The organism is Bacillus cereus group sp. RP37 (assembly GCF_040459695.1).
GTDB lineage: Bacteria > Bacillota > Bacilli > Bacillales > Bacillaceae_G > Bacillus_A.
In genome coordinates, this window is record NZ_JARVHP010000001.1 from 1,965,263 (window position 1) to 1,982,587 (window position 17,325).

The window sequence follows — 17,325 nt, forward strand, 5'->3', positions numbered from 1 at the left end:
GGGTGAAAGTACTAGAAGCGATAAGTAATATAGCTGGAAAGTATTTTGCATTTTGGGTTATTTGTATTGCAGCTATTGCATATTTCATTCCTGGACCATTTCTCGGGTTAACTAGTTACATAACAATTTTACTCGGGGTTGTAATGTTTGGGATGGGATTAACACTAAAAGCTGTTGATTTTAAAATCATTGCTACAAAACCATTGCCAGTTATTATCGGTGTATGTGCTCAGTTTATCATTATGCCACTTGTCGCATACGTACTAGCCTACGTTATGAATCTGCCAGCTGAGTTAGCAGCTGGATTAGTGTTACTCGGTTCAGTACCGGGTGGCACTGCATCAAATGTTATGGTTTATTTAGCAAAAGGGAACTTAGCGTTGTCTATTGCAATGACGTCATTATCAACGTTACTAGCACCAATTGCTACACCTCTTATTTTATTATTACTTGCGGGACAATGGATGCCAGTGAATGCTATTTCTATGTTTCTTTCTATCGTACAAGTTATTATCCTACCTATTATTTTAGGATTAGTAGTGAAGAAGTTTTTCCCTACAACTGTTACGAAAGGAATGACTGTTATTCCTTTAATATCAGTTGTAGCAATTATCATTATAGTTTCAGCGGTGGTTTCAGCGAATGTAAGTAGCATTACTTCTTCAGGTCTTCTTATCTTTATCGCCGTTATGCTTCATAATGCATTTGGTTTTTTACTCGGATATATAACAGCGTTCGTACTGAGACTAGACGAAGGGACAAGAAGAGCTATTTCAATAGAAGTAGGAATGCAAAATTCAGGCTTAGGTGTTGCGCTGGCAACAGCACATTTTGGACCAGCCGCTGCACTTCCAAGTGTATTAGCAGCAGTATGGCATAACATTGCAGGACCGATTTTAGCAACCATCTGGTCAAAAAATGCAAAGAATACTTTCAGGGATGAAAATTTATCGGTAAATATAGAAAAATAGGAATGATAAAGAATGCAAAAACGTATTGTACATTTTGAAGGACTTGTTGTTTTCTTAGCTACGATCTATACATATTCGATATATGAATATAGTTGGATTATATTTTGGGTATTCCTTTTAGCACCGGATTTATCAATGTTAGCGTACGGTATAAATAATCGTGTTGGTGCTAAAATTTATAATATATGTCACACATATATTATATCTATATTAATAGCTATCATAGGTGTCTATTTTAAGATAGATACCGTTATAATGATTGGCTTAATATGGACAGCACATATTGGGATGGATCGAATGTTTGGATATGGATTGAAATATGAGACGGATTTTAAAGATACTCATATTCAAAGGTTGTAAATTGTATTGGGAAGAGGGATATATTGAAACAGAGAATTACTATTGAAGAATATAACACCAAATGGGAAGGTGAATTTAATAAGCTACAAACTTTCATTAACGATGTAATGGAAGACAGCATTTTATCCATTGAACATGTTGGAAGTACATCTATTAAAGGACTTGCATCGAAGCCAATATTAGATATTGATATAGTAATAGAAGAGTACAAAATTTTTCCTGGAGTAGTAAAAAAGCTTGAAGCCATAGGATACTATCATCAAGTGGAATGGAGCTTTAAAGGAAGAGAGGCGTTTGGCAGAAAGGATGCTTTCGTTCCTTGGGGCGGGGAAAGTACAGTTTGGATGCAACATCATTTGTATGTATGTGACCAAGATAGCGAAGAGCTAAGAAGACATATAGTATTTCGGGATTACCTTCGTGAACATGAAGATGTTGCTTTTGAATATGGACGTTTAAAGGAAGCGTTAGCAAGAGAGTCAAAAAGTAGAACGAGCTATAGTAAAGGTAAGACGGAATTTATTACAAATATATTAGAAAAGATAAACTAAGGCAGCATGGAATACATGCTGCCTATTCTTTTGAAATAGAACGCTGCCATTATAAAACAAATACAAACTGGCCCTGTTGAATGCTACGAGACTTAAATATAATGAGAAATAAAAGACCGGAAAAGAGGGAGATTATGTACATACCAAAATATTTCGCAATACAAGATGAAGAGATGAAGTACGAAATAATGGAACAAAATAGCTTTGCGACATTATTTTCTCAACATAACGGGGAACCATATGCAACGCATTTACCGTTGTTATTAAATAGGGAGACTCTTACTTTACATGGTCACTTCGCACGGCCGAATGAACAGTGGAAAGATAGTGGAAATCAGCAAGTACTAGCTATATTTCAAGGGCCGCATAGTTATATCTCTCCGTCATGGTATGAAACAAACAATGCAGTACCAACATGGAATTACGTTGCTGTACATGTATACGGTGAATTAGAAATTGTTGAGGATGAACAGGAATTAATAGACTCTCTTCAAAAATTAGTACATAAATATGAAGATTCAAAGAGCACGTACTCACTAAACGATGTAGATCCGAATTATATGGCAGGATTAAGTAAGGGGATAGTTGGTTTTAAAATTAAGATTAGTAAAATAGAAGGAAAAGCGAAGTTAAGTCAAAATCATTCTGTAGAGAGACGGAATGTAGTTGTGGAGGAACTTGAGAAAGTTGGTAGTGAGGGGAGTAGGGGGATTGCGGAGTTGATGAGAAGTTTTTTGTAATAAGTAAGAGGGGCGATGAAAGAATCTTTTAATTTTATCAAAAAAATATGGGTTTAATAATGAGGGAGTGAGTATATTAGTCAAAGCATTTAGAGTTGAATGTTATTAAATGAATTCCCACTAAAAAGAAAGCTGTGTTTATATAAGCTTCTTTTTTAGTGGGAATTGCAAAAGTATTTCATAAAATCTTATAAAAATCAACCACCACCGTCGCCTTCTGATAACATAACTCTTTGTATGTCAGAATTTTTAGATGAATTGTCACTTACTACATTAGTTGTTAAAGTTAATAGAGTGATAATTCCCATCAGACTCAATAGTATTTTTTTCATTTTAATGCTCCTTTCTCAAAAGATTTTTGTCTTGCTTGTAATGCTAAATAAAAATATTCACTTGCTTTAGAGTGTTGATTTTCTTCATGAAATTTAGTTGCTAGAGTTTCATAATACTCTTGAACATTATCATATAGCTCTTCGTTATTAAAATAAGAAATTCCTGCTAGAATTACTTTTTCTAACTCTTCAGCTGGTGAATTATTGTTCATTTCTCTTAAAATGAAATTACGATGTTGATATTCTTTTTGTTCTAATTTATTACAAATATTTATTCCTTTTTCAATTAGATCATGAGCGATATCAGGCTGATTTATTTTGTAATGTTCTTTTGCTTTAACATAGATAGCTTTATAGTGAGTTGGAGACTGTTCAACAACTTCCGAAAGATAACGAATAGCTAAAGCGGAGAGATTTTGTGTTGCATACATCCATCCTAAGTTGTGTCGAACCATTAAAATAAATCTTTTTTCGCTGATTTTTTGGAATTGATCCATTGCAGCTGTAAAGTGCTCTTCGGCTAGTTCCCATTCTTTTAAATATGTGCAGGCTAGGCCTAAAATGTTATCACAAAAAGCCGTATTCAGTTCATATCCAGATTGATTAGAAAACATATCTTTAGCTTTTGTTACTTCTTTGATAGCTTGAAGTGCTTGTTGATTATCGTAGTAAGAATACCCTAGTTTATAATAGAATTCCGCCTTTTCAAGTTCATCGGGAACATATTGAAGCGAAGCTTCGGCTTTATAATAATGCTCTTTTGCTAGTACATAGTTTCCGACTGCGTCAGAATGAATTGCTTTAAAGAAATGGTAGTAATATGATAAGAAATTATTTGTTGGGATTTCAAATGATTCAACTTGATTAAAACTAGCTTTAGATACACCTAAGTTATCAATTAAATAGTTATAACGAAAGTCTAATAAAGAATAATAAAGAATAATAAAGCAAAAGATTTTGATCTTGTCCAATCTCTTGAGAAGTAGTTTTTAATTCATTGATTTTAATATCTATTTGCTCTTTAAGGCGAGTTGCATTATTTATATGTCTAGATCGTATTTCTATGTACCATTCATTTAACAGTTGTGTGATTTGTTCACTTTTAGTGGATGTAAACATAAAAGCTCTTCCTTTTTTGAATATTCTTATAAAATATAATAACAGAAATGATACTACTTAAAAGTGGAAATATTATTTCTCAACATTTGTTAAGTAAGTTTATTATTAGGGTAATCGGAATAATTGGTATTATGTTTTGTTTCATTTCGTAAAGAAAAGAGGAAATAGTTATTCTAAAATAGAAAAGATATTTTGTTAGGGGTACAAATTATAAGTTGGAGTATAATTCCTTCATTCGTCAATGGTGAATAAAATAAAAATGTGCCTTCAATAATTGAAAGCACATTAAAAGATATTACACAATCAAGTCCCACAAAAAGTACGATAAGGACGATTCGTCGGCGCAGGTGGAACACAGTATTCTTCTTGATCTGTAGCATACGCATAAGGATTTGATAGAGCTTCAAGAAGTTTCTCCATTACGCTATAGTCGCTATTTGTGACAGCTGCTTCTAGTGCTTCTTCTACGCGATGGTTCCTTGGGATGATGGATGGATTATTATTTTTCATCATTTCGTAGGCGTTTTCTTTCAATTCTTCTTGTTTTTCTAATCGAGATTGCCATAGTTTGTACCATTCTTTAAATTCTGGACTTTCAAATAGAGCTGTATTTTCGATCGTATGAAGAGTTAATGAACGGAATGTATTTGTGTAATCTGCTTTATGTTTCTCCATCATTTTTAAAAGTTGCTCAATAAGTGATTGATCTTGTTCCTCACTGCTAAATAGTCCTAATTTCTTTTTCATTCCAATGAACCACTGGTTTTCATATTGTACGCTAAATTTTGAAATTTCGTCTTGAGCAATTTTTAATGCTTCTTCTTCATCTTCGTGTAGAATCGGTATTAAAGATTCAGCTAGTCGCGCGAGATCCCATGCGGCCATATATGGCTGATTTCCATATGCGTAGCGACCTTGTGTATCGATTGAGCTAAATACAGTTCCTTGGTCGTAATTGTCCATAAATGCACAAGGGCCGTAATCAATTGTTTCTCCACTAATCGTTATATTGTCAGTATTCATTACACCATGGATAAATCCAACAAGTTGCCATTTAGCGATGAGACTTGCTTGTTTCTTTATAACTTCTTGTAGTAATGCAGTATATCGGTTTTCATGAGCTTCAATTTCTGGATAATGCCTTTTTATTGTATAGTCAGCTAGTGATTGAAGATCCTCGGTAGAACCACGAGCTGCAGCATATTGAAATGTGCCGACGCGTATATGGCTGCTTGCTACTCTAGTTAAAATTGCTCCAGGTAACTTTGTTTCACGATATGTTGGCTCGCCTGTTGTGACAACTGCTAAACTGCGGGTAGTCGGAATATCAAGTGCATACATTGCTTCACTAATAATATATTCACGTAGCATTGGACCAAGTGCAGCACGACCATCACCGCGGCGTGAATACGGAGTAGGGCCAGAACCTTTCAGTTGAATGTCAAAACGTTTTCCTGAAGGTGTAATTTGTTCGCCAATTAAAAGAGCACGACCGTCGCCTAACATATTAAAATGTCCGAATTGATGACCGGCATATGCTTGAGCTAATGGATGAGCTCCTTCTGGGAGTGCATTACCAGCGAAAATAGCAATTTCAGCTTCCTTTTTCAATTCTTCAGGATTAAAGCCAAGAGATATTGCTAGTGAATGATTTAGTTTAACTAGCTCCGGTGAATTTACTGGAGTAGGGGGGATTTCTGTATAAAATGATTGTGGTAAAGTCTTATAACTATTATCTAAATTCCAACCAGCTTCATTATTTTTAGTCATTTTATCTCCTCCTTGTTTATTTTTTATTATGTATTTGTACGTATGTATTCTTTGTAAAGTTAGCTAAAAGTATAATATGATATTTCCCCTTGCAATCTATTGTAAGGACTTCATTGCCCTATGTCTATTTAACAGCAAATATAAAACTCCATTTTAAAAAAATGGAGTTTTTATTATTACTTAATTTTTACGATTATTTTTCCTTTTGCTCTTCCAGCCTCTGAATATTCCATTGCTTTTTGAGCATCTTGAAAAGGGAAAACTCGATCGATTACCGGTTTGATTTTTCCATCTTCAATATAATTTGCGATAGTACGTAATTGATCTCCGCTTGGTTTCATAAATAAAAATGAATATTGCGCATTATGCTTTTTTTCAAGTGCAGTAAGTTTTTTGCTTGCTAATGAAAATAAGAGTGTTTTAAAAAATCCAGAACCAAATTCTTTACCGAATCGAGCATTCGGCATACCTGAAACGGAAACAATGTTGCCACCGCTTTTTATAATGTTGAATGATTTTTCAAGTGTTGTACCGCCGATTGTATCAAAAACTGCATCATAATTTGTTAGTATATCTTCAAATTTTTCTGTTTTGTAATTAATAATTTCATCTGCGCCAAGAGATTTTACTAAATTCGCACCAGCTTCACTTGCAGTCGTTGTAACGGTAGCACCCATTATTTTTGCTAACTGAATTGCGAAAGTACCAACACCACCAGATCCAGCGTGAATTAAAATCTTTTGCCCTTTTTTTAGTTGCATGATGTCATGTAATGCTTGATATGACGTTAAGCCAACGAGAGGAATAGACGCCGCTTCCTCAAAACTTAAATTCTCTGGTTTTAAAGCTATATCATCCTCATGAATGGCTATATATTCCGCGAAAGTACCGATCTTATTTTTTCTTGGACGTGCATATATTTCATCGCCGACTTTAAAGTGAGTTACTTTTGATCCAACCTGCACGATGACACCGGAAAAGTCATTACCAAGGATTAGGGGCATTTCATATTTAAGTAACAGCTTCACTTTTCCATCGCGTATTTTAAAGTCAATCGGGTTAATACTAGCTGCATGAATTTCTGCGAGCACTTCATGCTCATTTATTTCAGGAGTAGGTACCTCTGCCATACGCATTGGGACTTTTCCATACTTGTCAATTATCATTGCTTTCATTTCTTATCCCTCCAAATTTCAATAAAAGTTGTGCAATAGCTTTTCAATATCTAATACAAGATTTTTTAATAAACTTAATTTTGTACGTATATCAATATAATAAAAGTTTTTTGTACCTTCTTTTCGCATTAAAATAATACCGGCTTCTCGTAAAATTCTAAGGTGATGTGATACTGCTGGTCGAGAAAGGTGTGTTTGTTTCGTAATTTCTCCTACACGTAATCCGGTTTGACATTCCGTTTCCATGAGAACTAACAAAATAGCTTGACGTGTTTCATCGCCAATTGCCAATAATACTTTTTGAGAATCAACAAAATCTTTTTTTATAACATTTAATTGTTCTTGTTTATTCATTTCAATCACTATACCTCCTGGTAATGAGTCGAAAGGTTTAAGATGATGAACCATTACTTCGATACGGTAATGCTACATGATTGTTGAATGAGCTGCAATATTGGGAAAGAAAATCGAGACGAATGAATTTTTTATGTTGAAAATGATAGGGGGATAGAAAAAGATTACATACCAGAATGGATAAAGTTTTAAAAAAGAAAATGATTTAATAATACGTTGTTTCCAGATGAGGATGGTTAAGCCATTGGGCAAAAAATTAAGCGGTCGTAACCCTGTATAATTTTTAGGGTTACGACCGCTTATAATGTTTTCATTATTTTGGTGTCTACTAAAGCGAGTTCTTTCGTTTTACTTTTTCATACACGCATAATTCAAGCGGATTATATTTGTATGAAAAAGTAAAAGTAATTTGGGGCGTAATCTATCTATATGATAATTTAATATGAAATATAAGTCTATATCTTTGTTGCTTTTTTGATTATATTTATATCACTGAGCTCAGAACAATGATGTGGGGGATAAATATATGAAATCGAATGATGTACCAGTTTTAATTGTTGGAGGGGGATTATCGGGGTTAGCATCTGCGTTATTTCTTGCAAAACATAATATTGATTATTTACTTATTGAAAGGCATCTGTCTACTGCAATTCATCCAAAAGCAGGTGGAATCACTTTTCGTACGATGGAGTTATTTCGAGAATTGGGTTTAGAACAAAGAATTAGATCGGCGGGTAAAGCGTTAGAAAATTGCCGAGGAAGGATAGCGGTTCATACAATAGCTGAGGCGAGTAAGGAAGCGTTGGCAAAAATGAGGGCGACTCAGTATGGAAACGATGAAAAGTTACTTCAAAAGGTAGAAGAGATTAGTCCATCAAAACAAACTGCTTGTTATCAAATAATTTTAGAAGAGATGATGTTGCAAGAAGCGAAAACATTAGGCGGAGAATTATCCTTTTATCATCAATTAGTTTCTTATGAACAAAATGAGCACGAAGTAATAGCAACGATTCGGAATCGCGAAACGGAAGAAGAAAGTATTATTCATTGTGACTATGTAATTGCAGCTGATGGTGCAAAAAGTAAAATACGTGAGCAGCTAGGGATAAGTACGGAGGGAAGAGGTACAATCGGTGGCTATTATATGAATATTTATTTTGAAGCGGATTTAAGTGAGTTTATACAAGGAGATGCATTTGGTTTTTCTATGGTACTTCATCCGGAAGTTCTTGGTGCACTTATTCCAGTCGATAACGCAAGAAGATGGATTTATCATGTATCCTACGATCCATTAAAAGGAGAGGGGCCAGAGGATTTCACGATAGAACGTTGTAAACAAATTATTCAAACCGCAATAGGAAGTACAAATGTTAAGTCAGAAATAGTAAGTGTTTTACCGTGGGAGGCGACTGAAAGTACTGCTACAAAATTTCAAGATAATCGCATTTTTTTAGTTGGCGATTCTGCACATATTATGCCGCCAACTGGTGGGTTTGGTTCAAATACAGGGATACAAGATGCGCACAATCTAGCTTGGAAATTAGCGGCTGTTATAAAAGGGAAAGCACAACCAAAATTGTTAGAAACATATCATGAAGAGAGATACCCTGTTGCAAAATTAACGACAGATTATGCGAGTAGTTTACTGTTTCGTGCTGCTAATAGGGAGGAAGGTAATTTGAATATCATGGACGGTTTAGCTGTAACTGTTGGGTATCAATATAGTTCAGAGGCGATTATAGATGACTTAGTTACCCCGCATAGAATGGATATAGTACAGTTGAACGGAAGACCTGGAACGCGAGCACCACATTTTCTTGGAATGTATGAAGGGCAGAAGGTTTCTATACTAGACTTATTCGGTAATGATTTTGTATTACTTACTGGAGTAGAAAATGCTTCTTGGGCTGAACCAGCACATACTGTTTCAGCTAAATTAGGAGTAAATATAAAAGTGTATCGCGTTGGTTTAAGTGGAGACTTTATTGCTCAAGAAGATATTTTTAGCAAATTATATGGTATAGAGAATGACGGAGTTGTATTAATTAGACCAGATGGCTTCATAGGATGGCGTTCGGTAAAAGAGGTAGTAAATCCAGATGTAGTGCTTGGAGAGGTTATGGGTAATTTATTATGTGATGTTTAAGTAACTACGGAAGTATTGTCTTATATAGGACGATACTTTTATTTTTTTAGTTTGCAAAATAAAAATTGTGTAGTGAAGAGACATTATTATGATAAAAATATATGTGAATTAATTCCCTTTCCTTTTGTTGTTATTAGAATTTTTTTAGTTTTTAGTTATAAGTGTTGGTAATTACTAGATTGAATCATTTGTTTATTGTATTATATTTCCTAGAGATTACATACTACATTTCCTTTAGCCGAAGTAAAGCAAATAGACGATGTAAAAAGACATATTTTATCACCAAAAGAAATTCTTTAAGATTCATTGAAATTAAAAACAAATGCTTTAGGCTATGCATCAATTGGGATTGGCTCTACTGCTGTTAGTGAACGGACTGGTGCTGCAATAGGGGGACCAATTGGCACTATAGTTGTGGTTGGCATTTGGTTTGGTGCTTCTGTATTTTTAGGTATGTTAACTGATGGAATCAAATTTAACAAAGGTGATTGAAATCATGATGGTAAACAGGATTCGATAAAAGATAGAGTTAAATCTGGAATCGGAGCAGCTTTAGATAAAATTTTTTAGTTTTGGGAGATTAATATGGAAAAATACCACGGAAAAAGCACAGAACAAATTATTCGGAAATTGATGCCTGACAGTGTAAAATCGAGTGTCGTTATGGTGTGGGTAGTTATTAATTTTATGATTTTAACCCCATTTTTATTTCCTCCAACCTTTACTATATACTTATATATAATTTTACCTTTTCTTTTGACTGCTAATATATGGGGGGTATGGGTATTTTTTTGTAAACCAAATGAGCTAAGGTTGGTACACATTTTATATAATGGATTTATGGGAATAACTTTTTCCTTTGGAAGCTTTATAGTGATTCAAAAGATTGCATATACTTTTATTAAAATTGAAACGCCTCTATTTTTTATTGTTACTTTTGTGCTTTACATTTTTACAATTTATAAATTGATTTCTATTGGAATGAAAAGTTTTTTAAAGCGATTAAACAATGAAGAAAATGACAATATAAAAATTTCTCCAATTGTTTATTTTTCAGGATTGGGATATATTATTGGACAGATATGTATAGGTTCATTATCACAAAATGCTTTAGCGACGGTCTTAATTTTAGTCTTTTCTTTATTGGCTGTTGTGCTTAGTATATCTGGAGTGTATATATGGGTATATATTGATTTGAAGAGGAAGGAAATGGATGGGATGCATAATGGACAAATATAATGGCAACAACATAGTTGATTGCATGCGAATATTAATACCATTTGATATAAGGAATGTTGTAGGGGCGTTTATGTGGGTTTTCATGAATTTTCTTCTACTTATCATTTTATTTATATTTCCACCGTACAATATATACTCTTACGTAGCTTTACCATTTTATGTGATATGTAATCTATGGGGAATTTGGGTTTCTATTTATAAGCCTCGGCAGCCTCAATTGCAACATTTATTATATTCTGGATTTGTTTCATTAAGTATTTCATTTTGTAGTTTTATAGCTGTGCAAAAGTTAGCTTACGAATTCGTAGAAATAGAGTCCCCTTTATTTTTTATTTTATCGCTTATTGCATATAGTTTAATTGTTTATAAATCTGAATTATTTTGGATTAAATATTTTACAGCCCGCTTAAGGGGGACAACTAATCAAGATGTGAAAATTCCTAGAATTGTATTTTTTTTAAGTTTAGGTTATATGATCGGTCAAGTTAGTATTGGAATGTTGAGCCAAAAAGCTATGTCCATTTTATTAATCCTTCTCGCCTCATTTTTTTCCGTTGTGTTCTTAGCCCTAAGTACACATTTGTATTTTTACTTTGATTTTAGAAAACAAGGTATTACTTCGGGACATTTAAAGGAATTACATTCTCAAAAGAAGCCTAAACTGTCAAGGAAGGAAAGGAGACAATCCACGCCTACTTCAGGGCAGGTAAATATACCACATTCTCAAAAGAAACCTAAACTTGCAAGAAAGGGCATACGAAATATAATTAAGTAAAATCTAGATTTACGTAAATATCACGTCAAATGACAATTACTATAAAGAATCACAATAGAATTTTATTTCGTATGAATGAAAATATTCCATTAGTTCAACTACTTTGGTATTATCCGAATGAAAACAATGAGATTGTTGAATGGTCTGGCATTACACATGAGCCGAAAAGTGTAACGAATGAAGATTTTCAAGAAATTAAAAAGTATGCAGTCGGTATTGGGCCAAACTTACGTAATGACAACGGAGAACTAATTATTGATGAGTCATATATAAAAATGGCTCGGAAAAATAGACTGTTAATTCATCCGTATACAATTAATGAGAAACCAGATATGAGATTGTTAATTAAATGGGGTGCTACAGGAATGTTTACAAATTATTCAGATCGGTTACATAGTGTATTAAAAGAAAAATAAGTGAAATAGCATAAAAGGTATACCGGCGTTTTAGGTATACCTTTTTTCTATTATGCTAGATTATAGTAATAGGATACATATTCTTCTAGACCATGAACCTCTTTTTCAGGTGGCTCAATACCACCTTTTCTGCCGTAGCAAACATTTCTCAAGTATTCTCCAAAAATCATAGAGCGGCTTTTCTCATTTTCCATCCAATTATATCTATTAATTATAAACTCACCATCGAAACTGGTATCAAATGTATATGGGATACAAGTAATAGTTTTAGGTAAATGTTTTTTTAATACTCTATATTGCCGACCAGCGCCTAAGCTTTTGCATACAAATAGCAACCGGTTAATCTTTGTGAAATCAAAAATCTTTTTCGCTTCCATTACATTAGCGATAGAATGGAGGGAGTTTGTCTCGAAAATGATAGCATCTTTTGGTACACCATGTTCAATTAATTTATTTACAATTACTTCTGCTTCTGACAAATTCCCATAATTCCAACTTGGATGTTTCATACCATGTAAACTAGTACCACCTGTAACGATAATTTGATTTCCTAAACCTTGTCGATAAGCTTCTAGAGGAGTTTGCCAATTGCCAGGATGAGAACCGCCGAAAACGAAAATTGCATCACATTTTTGTGGTGCTATTTCTTTTAAAAAAGTGATTTCTGTAATTTGATCGATTTGTTTTTTCGTAAGGGTAGGGACATCAGGATATTTCGGGATTACCATTTGAAAACCTCCTATATAGTGAAATTCTAAATTCATTATATAGCGATTTTGTTAAATGAAAAAAGGGAAGCTTTTATTTTGAAAGTTCCCCTTTTAAGATAACTCTCCAACAAACAAAATCTGTTTTTCATAGATTGCACCCTCATCATAAATGATTTCTTGAAAGTGCAACCTTTGGAAAGTGGGATAAATTGAAATTCCCCATGTTTTCCAAAAATCAGGTTTATTTGAAAGAAGAATCCATTTTTGAAATTCACTATTTCTATTAAAAAAATTATGAAAGTAGTCATCATTTTTAAATATGATGATTTGAGAGCTCCATAAATTTTCTATAGAAATCAAAACAACAACTCGATATGTATGTGTATCGCTCGGTTTCATTTTTATTAAATGGTTTGCTTGATTTAATAAAGTTTGTATACACAATCGTTTTACTTTCCTAGGTGTTTTACGAGAATCGATAAAATCTTGCGAAACTGGTAAAGTCATATACCAATATTCATCGTTATAGAAAGCAGAAGGGAACGTTTTTGAATGTTCTTCAATTCGCTTTATCATCGTGTTAGTTTTACGCTTCATACCACGTATTTTCTTTTCACGCATTGTTAAATCATCTCCATAAATTTTTGTAATGCAGCTGAGTGAAATATATCTTTTCTAGTAATAAAAGTAGTAGGAACTTTTTTGAATCTATTTGGTAAAGGATTGAATGATACGTTATGTGCATGACCATTTAAAATAGATTTCAGCATAATTGCTACGCCCATGCCAGATTTTACACATGCAAGTATCGCTTCGATTGTTCCAAATTCTAATACTCGTTTAGGCGAGATCCCTTCTTCTTGAAGCCAGTCTTCTAATAACTTTCTATAATAGCAACCGTGACTAAAAGCGAGTAAATTCATGTCTTCTATGTCTTTAAGAGAGGATAAAGGTTTTTTACTAATGAGAACTAATTCTTCTTCACGAAATACACTTGTATGAAGTTCAGTATGCTGAGTAGAGCCAGCTATAAACGCTCCGTCTAGTTTTCGTTCTAATACAAGCCTAATTAGTTGTTTGGTCGTATTTGTTTCTAAAATCAATTCGACTTTTGGGTATTTCTCATAGTAAGCCGTTAATATAGAGGGGAGTCTTACCGCAGTTGTAGATTCTGTACATCCAATTTTTAAAGTGCCTTTTGGCTCGGTTCCATTATTTTGAACTGCTTTTATTGATTGATCCATTAAGTGGATAATTTGTTTGGCGTATGTTAATAAAATTTCACCGTTAGAGGTTAAAGTTACACCTTTTCCGTTTCGGTAAAATAAAGGCACACCTAATTCATTTTCTAGTTGTTTCATACGCATTGTTACGCCTGATTGTACATAGTTCAAATTTTTAGCTGCGTGAGAAATATTATTTTCCTTCGCAACTTCGTAAAATACAGTTAAATCTTTTATGTCCACGTATCATCCCTCCGAAAAGGTATCATTTTTTTTGATGGATTATATGATGAATCTTTATTTTATATGATATCAGAACTTTCATACAATGTAAGGGGATGGAGGGATTGTAATGTTAATGGAAAAGGGTGTGAATAGTACTTATAAGTGGATGATGTTAATTATTGCGACGATTGCTCAAACAACAGCGACACTTATAACGTATGGTGTAGGAGTTTTCGCTTTATTTTGGAAAGAAGAATATGCGCTTACGAATATGGAGAGTGGATTGTTAGTAAGTGTTGTAAATGTCGGACCATTATTTTGTATACTTTTTGTTGGGCGGCTACTTGATCAATATAATGAAAAATTGTTAATTTCTATAAGTTCATTTTTGCTAGGGAGTTCGCTTTTACTAACTAATGGGATAAGTGGATTTAATGGGTTGTTGTTTGTGCTTTTATTAATAGGAATGTTTTATAGTGTTTCTCAGCCAGGAGGAAGTAAAGTGATTTTAAAGTGGTTCCCAAAAGAAAATCGTGGATTAGCGATGGGAATAAGGCAAGCCGGTATACCGATTGGTGGTGCGTTAGCGGGAGCGCTAATCCCGTTTCTTACAATACAATATAATGTGGCTTACGCGATAAATAGTATTGCATGCATTTGTATAATTGGAGGACTATTATTTTTCGTATTTTATAAAGAACCATATGTTCAGGCGGAAGCAAGGAAAGAACATATTAAAATTTCTTTTTGGACTGAGCTAAAAGTAGTTATATGTAAAAAGGAGTTGTATCCAATTTATATAACTGGTATTGGCATGATTTCATTACAAATGGTGTTAGTTGGACACTTCATGAAATTTTTAGTAAGGGAACAATCAATTACATCTATTATAGCCGGAACAGTATTTTCAGTTATGTTTTTTTCTGGAATGATTGGCCGTATTGTATTAGCAGCTATTAGTGATGCGTTTTATAAGGGGAATCGGCGCATGCCTTTATTGATAGCGGTCTGTGCTTCTATCGGTTTGATTCTATTGTTAGTCATGAGTATACATACAGTAACGAGTGGAGTATTGTATGGTGTAAGCGCACTGTTAGGCTTCTTTTCAATTGGATGGTTTAGTCTTTTTATCGTCGAAGTTGCTGAATTGGCAAATGAAGAATCTGTTGGAATAACAGTTAGTTTGGCACTTACATTAAATCAAATTGCTATTATTGTTGCACCTGTTTTATTTGGTTATATTGTAGATAAAAAAGGGTATACGTATGCGTGGTTATGTATAGTGGTATTACTAAGTATCTCGGCAATGAGTTTATATAGTAAAAGCAAAAAATAAAAGAAAGTTAGCAATGTAAATTCTATATGAAGAAAATCTAAAGAAATGCCGAATGAGCGACATTTACTTTTTAATATGTTGTATAATCAAAAAGTAAATGAGATTCATTTTCAATAACGTTCATTTCCTCTTTTGAAATTGCCTGTAATTTTAGCCATTATTAGTTGTTTTTCTTTATCGTTATTTGCATGATGTATTTTGTTTAAAAATTTTTCAGCATCAGTACCTTTTAATATTGTTATTTGTTTTCTGTAATATTCGATTAAAACCATATTATTTTTTGTTACCCGATAATGAAACATCATATCATCTAAACGATTGCGTTTATCAATGTTTTTCATGTTTACCACTCCGTTCTTTATGATATGTAACAAATGTTACATAAGATGTTGAAATTATAGTAGGGTGCATACGATTGTAAGGTGGAAATTTTGCAAGAAAGAAATACAATAGAGAGTAGCCAAAAACTGAATATGAGAAAAAGGAATTTAGTTGACTTAGGTGAATAACAGATAGATAATGTTATGAAATATTTGAAAATTAAAAGATATAGAATAGAATGGATGCATGTTAAGTGAAACTAGATAAAAGAGGGTTCCTATTATGCTAAAGAAATGGTTAGTCGTTTTCTTTATTTTTGCTATTTTTTGTGGGAGTGTCGTTACACTAATCCATGCAAATAAAGGTAAGAAATATGATATAAAGGCATTTTCTAATCTAAATAGTAAGCAAAAGAGCGATATGCAAGAAGTTGATGCGAATGAGAAAAAGCGCTATGAAGTTGTAGCCGGAAAACTAGATCAATATTTAAAAGATAAAGGATTTAATGGGAGTGTTCTTGTAGCTAGTAAAGATCATGTGATTTTACGAAAAGGTTATGGATATGCGAATGTGAAAGATCAAGTAGTAACGACGCCAAGAACGAAATATCGTATTGGTTCTATTACGAAAACAGTAGTTGCGATATCTATTATGCAACTAAAAGAAAAAGGGAAATTAAACATTGAAGACAATGTAAATAAGTATATTCCTTCATTTCCGGCAGATAAAAACATTACGTTACGAAATTTGTTAACACATACGTCTGGGTTGCCAGATCAGGGACAAGGTAGGGTTGATGTGGCGTCACGATTAAAGTTAGTAACGTGGATTGGTGCACAAAAATTGCAATTTCCTGCAGGGACGGGGTGGAAATATACAGATTATAATTATATGGTGCTTGCGTATATTATAGAAAAGATATCGAATAAACCGCTCGCTGAATATGTGAAAGAAAATATTTTTACGCCTGTTGAAATGCATGAATCTGGAATGGGTGCAACTCTCCCTGAAGATATTTTCTTAGCAGAAGGTTATACGAAAAAAGATAATGAGTTAATAGCTGCACCTCGGTTAAAAATGAATTGGCTGTATGGGTGTGGTGAAATGTATACGACTGTTGAAGATATGAAAAGATTAGATGAGGCTATTATGGATGGAAAGTTGATTTCTAAACAAAGTGTATCAGATATGTTTACTGCATCACCTGTAAGAAAATATGGATTTAGTTTTTATACTAATCCAGATTATTATCATAATCATGGTGTATTAGCTGGTTGGAATACATTTAATAATTTTAACTGGGATAAACGAACGTTTGTAATATTATTCTCTAACGTACAAAATGGTATGAATGATACGTTTAATCAGGAGTTTAGGAAAATGGCGAATGATTTAATAGAAGGAAAATAATAATTTTAAAAATCGGTATTGATATGTAATTATCAATACCGATTTTTTTATTTAGCCATGTTCTATTTGCTGACTAAGTAGGTGATATTTGAATAAATCTATATAGGTAGTTAAATGATATTAATGTTATCTATTTGAATGAAATCTATGTG

Annotated in this window: 17 protein-coding genes and 3 pseudogenes; 11 read left to right on the forward strand and 9 right to left on the reverse strand. The window is 33.2% G+C overall.

Features of this window, described 5'->3' with window-relative positions:
• Positions 1 to 2: 2 nt before the first annotated feature.
• The 4 genes from QCI44_RS10335 (at position 3) to QCI44_RS10350 (ending at position 2,622) form a co-directional block, all read left to right on the forward strand.
• On the forward strand, positions 3 to 971 hold the full coding sequence (locus QCI44_RS10335) for a bile acid:sodium symporter family protein (RefSeq protein WP_353811106.1): 969 nt from the start codon (positions 3 to 5) through the stop codon (positions 969 to 971).
• Between the two features lie 12 nt (positions 972 to 983).
• Positions 984 to 1,331, forward strand: coding sequence for a DUF4260 domain-containing protein (locus tag QCI44_RS10340; protein WP_016135095.1), 348 nt, complete (start codon positions 984 to 986; stop codon positions 1,329 to 1,331).
• Between the two features lie 23 nt (positions 1,332 to 1,354).
• Entirely contained in the window at positions 1,355 to 1,882 is a 528-nt protein-coding gene (locus QCI44_RS10345) for a GrpB family protein (protein ID WP_353811107.1), read from the forward strand.
• A 134-nt stretch (positions 1,883 to 2,016) separates the two neighbouring features.
• Positions 2,017 to 2,622 (forward strand): FMN-binding negative transcriptional regulator, encoded by a 606-nt coding sequence (locus QCI44_RS10350; RefSeq protein WP_116363485.1) that lies wholly within the window; start codon positions 2,017 to 2,019, stop codon positions 2,620 to 2,622.
• A 197-nt stretch (positions 2,623 to 2,819) separates the two neighbouring features.
• Here the strand turns inward: QCI44_RS10350 and QCI44_RS10355 are convergent, their stop codons facing one another.
• The 5 genes and pseudogenes from QCI44_RS10355 to QCI44_RS10375 all read right to left on the reverse strand — a co-directional run bounded on the left by QCI44_RS10355 (position 2,820) and on the right by QCI44_RS10375 (position 7,381).
• Positions 2,820 to 2,954 carry a hypothetical protein gene (locus QCI44_RS10355; RefSeq protein ID WP_016086905.1) on the reverse strand — a complete coding sequence of 45 codons (135 nt, stop codon included), beginning with the start codon at positions 2,952 to 2,954 and terminating at the stop codon, positions 2,820 to 2,822.
• Positions 2,951 to 4,073: pseudogene (locus QCI44_RS10360) on the reverse strand (response regulator aspartate phosphatase). The gene QCI44_RS10355 and the pseudogene QCI44_RS10360 overlap by 4 nt, the downstream one beginning before the upstream one ends.
• A gap of 303 nt (positions 4,074 to 4,376) precedes the next feature.
• A complete protein-coding gene (locus QCI44_RS10365) occupies positions 4,377 to 5,843 on the reverse strand; it encodes a protein adenylyltransferase SelO (RefSeq protein ID WP_016135091.1) in 1,467 nt (488 codons plus the stop codon).
• Positions 5,844 to 6,019: 176 nt separating this feature from the next.
• Entirely contained in the window at positions 6,020 to 7,018 is a 999-nt protein-coding gene (locus tag QCI44_RS10370) for an NADP-dependent oxidoreductase (RefSeq protein ID WP_016135090.1), read from the reverse strand.
• An 18-nt stretch (positions 7,019 to 7,036) separates the two neighbouring features.
• The gene (locus QCI44_RS10375) at positions 7,037 to 7,381 is read right to left on the reverse strand and encodes an ArsR/SmtB family transcription factor (protein WP_016086908.1); all 345 of its coding nucleotides are present in this window, start codon (positions 7,379 to 7,381) and stop codon (positions 7,037 to 7,039) included.
• A gap of 517 nt (positions 7,382 to 7,898) precedes the next feature.
• Between QCI44_RS10375 and QCI44_RS10380 the strand changes: the two genes are divergently transcribed.
• From QCI44_RS10380 to QCI44_RS10400, 5 genes and pseudogenes are all read left to right on the forward strand, one after another.
• The gene (locus QCI44_RS10380) at positions 7,899 to 9,518 is read left to right on the forward strand and encodes an FAD-dependent oxidoreductase (RefSeq protein WP_016086909.1); all 1,620 of its coding nucleotides are present in this window, start codon (positions 7,899 to 7,901) and stop codon (positions 9,516 to 9,518) included.
• Positions 9,519 to 9,740: 222 nt separating this feature from the next.
• Positions 9,741 to 10,088, forward strand: a pseudogene (locus tag QCI44_RS10385) (WXG100 family type VII secretion target); the annotation flags it as partial.
• A 15-nt stretch (positions 10,089 to 10,103) separates the two neighbouring features.
• Positions 10,104 to 10,757, forward strand: a complete 654-nt coding sequence (locus QCI44_RS10390; protein ID WP_016086910.1) for a hypothetical protein — start codon at positions 10,104 to 10,106, stop codon at positions 10,755 to 10,757.
• Positions 10,732 to 11,532 (forward strand): hypothetical protein, encoded by an 801-nt coding sequence (locus QCI44_RS10395; RefSeq protein ID WP_016135089.1) that lies wholly within the window; start codon positions 10,732 to 10,734, stop codon positions 11,530 to 11,532. Before QCI44_RS10390 ends, QCI44_RS10395 begins: the two co-directional genes overlap by 26 nt.
• A 71-nt stretch (positions 11,533 to 11,603) precedes the next feature.
• Positions 11,604 to 11,948 (forward strand): annotated as a pseudogene (locus QCI44_RS10400) (glycerophosphodiester phosphodiesterase family protein); the annotation flags it as partial.
• A 50-nt stretch (positions 11,949 to 11,998) separates the two neighbouring features.
• On the opposite strand, the gene QCI44_RS10405 reads toward QCI44_RS10400, so the two are convergent.
• From QCI44_RS10405 to QCI44_RS10415, 3 genes are all read right to left on the reverse strand, one after another.
• Positions 11,999 to 12,676 (reverse strand): YdcF family protein, encoded by a 678-nt coding sequence (locus QCI44_RS10405; protein WP_016135088.1) that lies wholly within the window; start codon positions 12,674 to 12,676, stop codon positions 11,999 to 12,001.
• A 93-nt stretch (positions 12,677 to 12,769) separates the two neighbouring features.
• The gene (locus QCI44_RS10410; RefSeq protein WP_016086914.1) at positions 12,770 to 13,279 is read right to left on the reverse strand and encodes a DUF3916 domain-containing protein; all 510 of its coding nucleotides are present in this window, start codon (positions 13,277 to 13,279) and stop codon (positions 12,770 to 12,772) included.
• Between the two features lie 2 nt (positions 13,280 to 13,281).
• Complete coding sequence (locus QCI44_RS10415) at positions 13,282 to 14,124, reverse strand: LysR family transcriptional regulator (RefSeq protein WP_016135087.1); 843 nt, start codon at positions 14,122 to 14,124, stop codon at positions 13,282 to 13,284.
• A gap of 109 nt (positions 14,125 to 14,233) precedes the next feature.
• Between QCI44_RS10415 and QCI44_RS10420 the strand changes: the two genes are divergently transcribed.
• Positions 14,234 to 15,442, forward strand: a complete 1,209-nt coding sequence (locus tag QCI44_RS10420) for an MFS transporter (protein WP_016135086.1) — start codon at positions 14,234 to 14,236, stop codon at positions 15,440 to 15,442.
• A 110-nt stretch (positions 15,443 to 15,552) separates the two neighbouring features.
• Here QCI44_RS10420 and QCI44_RS10425 read toward each other — a convergent pair whose 3' ends face one another.
• Complete coding sequence (locus QCI44_RS10425) at positions 15,553 to 15,783, reverse strand: hypothetical protein (protein WP_016086917.1); 231 nt, start codon at positions 15,781 to 15,783, stop codon at positions 15,553 to 15,555.
• 262 nt (positions 15,784 to 16,045) lie between these two features.
• Here QCI44_RS10425 and QCI44_RS10430 point away from each other — a divergent pair, with 262 nt between their 5' ends.
• Entirely contained in the window at positions 16,046 to 17,173 is a 1,128-nt protein-coding gene (locus QCI44_RS10430; protein ID WP_016086918.1) for a serine hydrolase domain-containing protein, read from the forward strand.
• Positions 17,174 to 17,325: the final 152 nt, after the last annotated feature.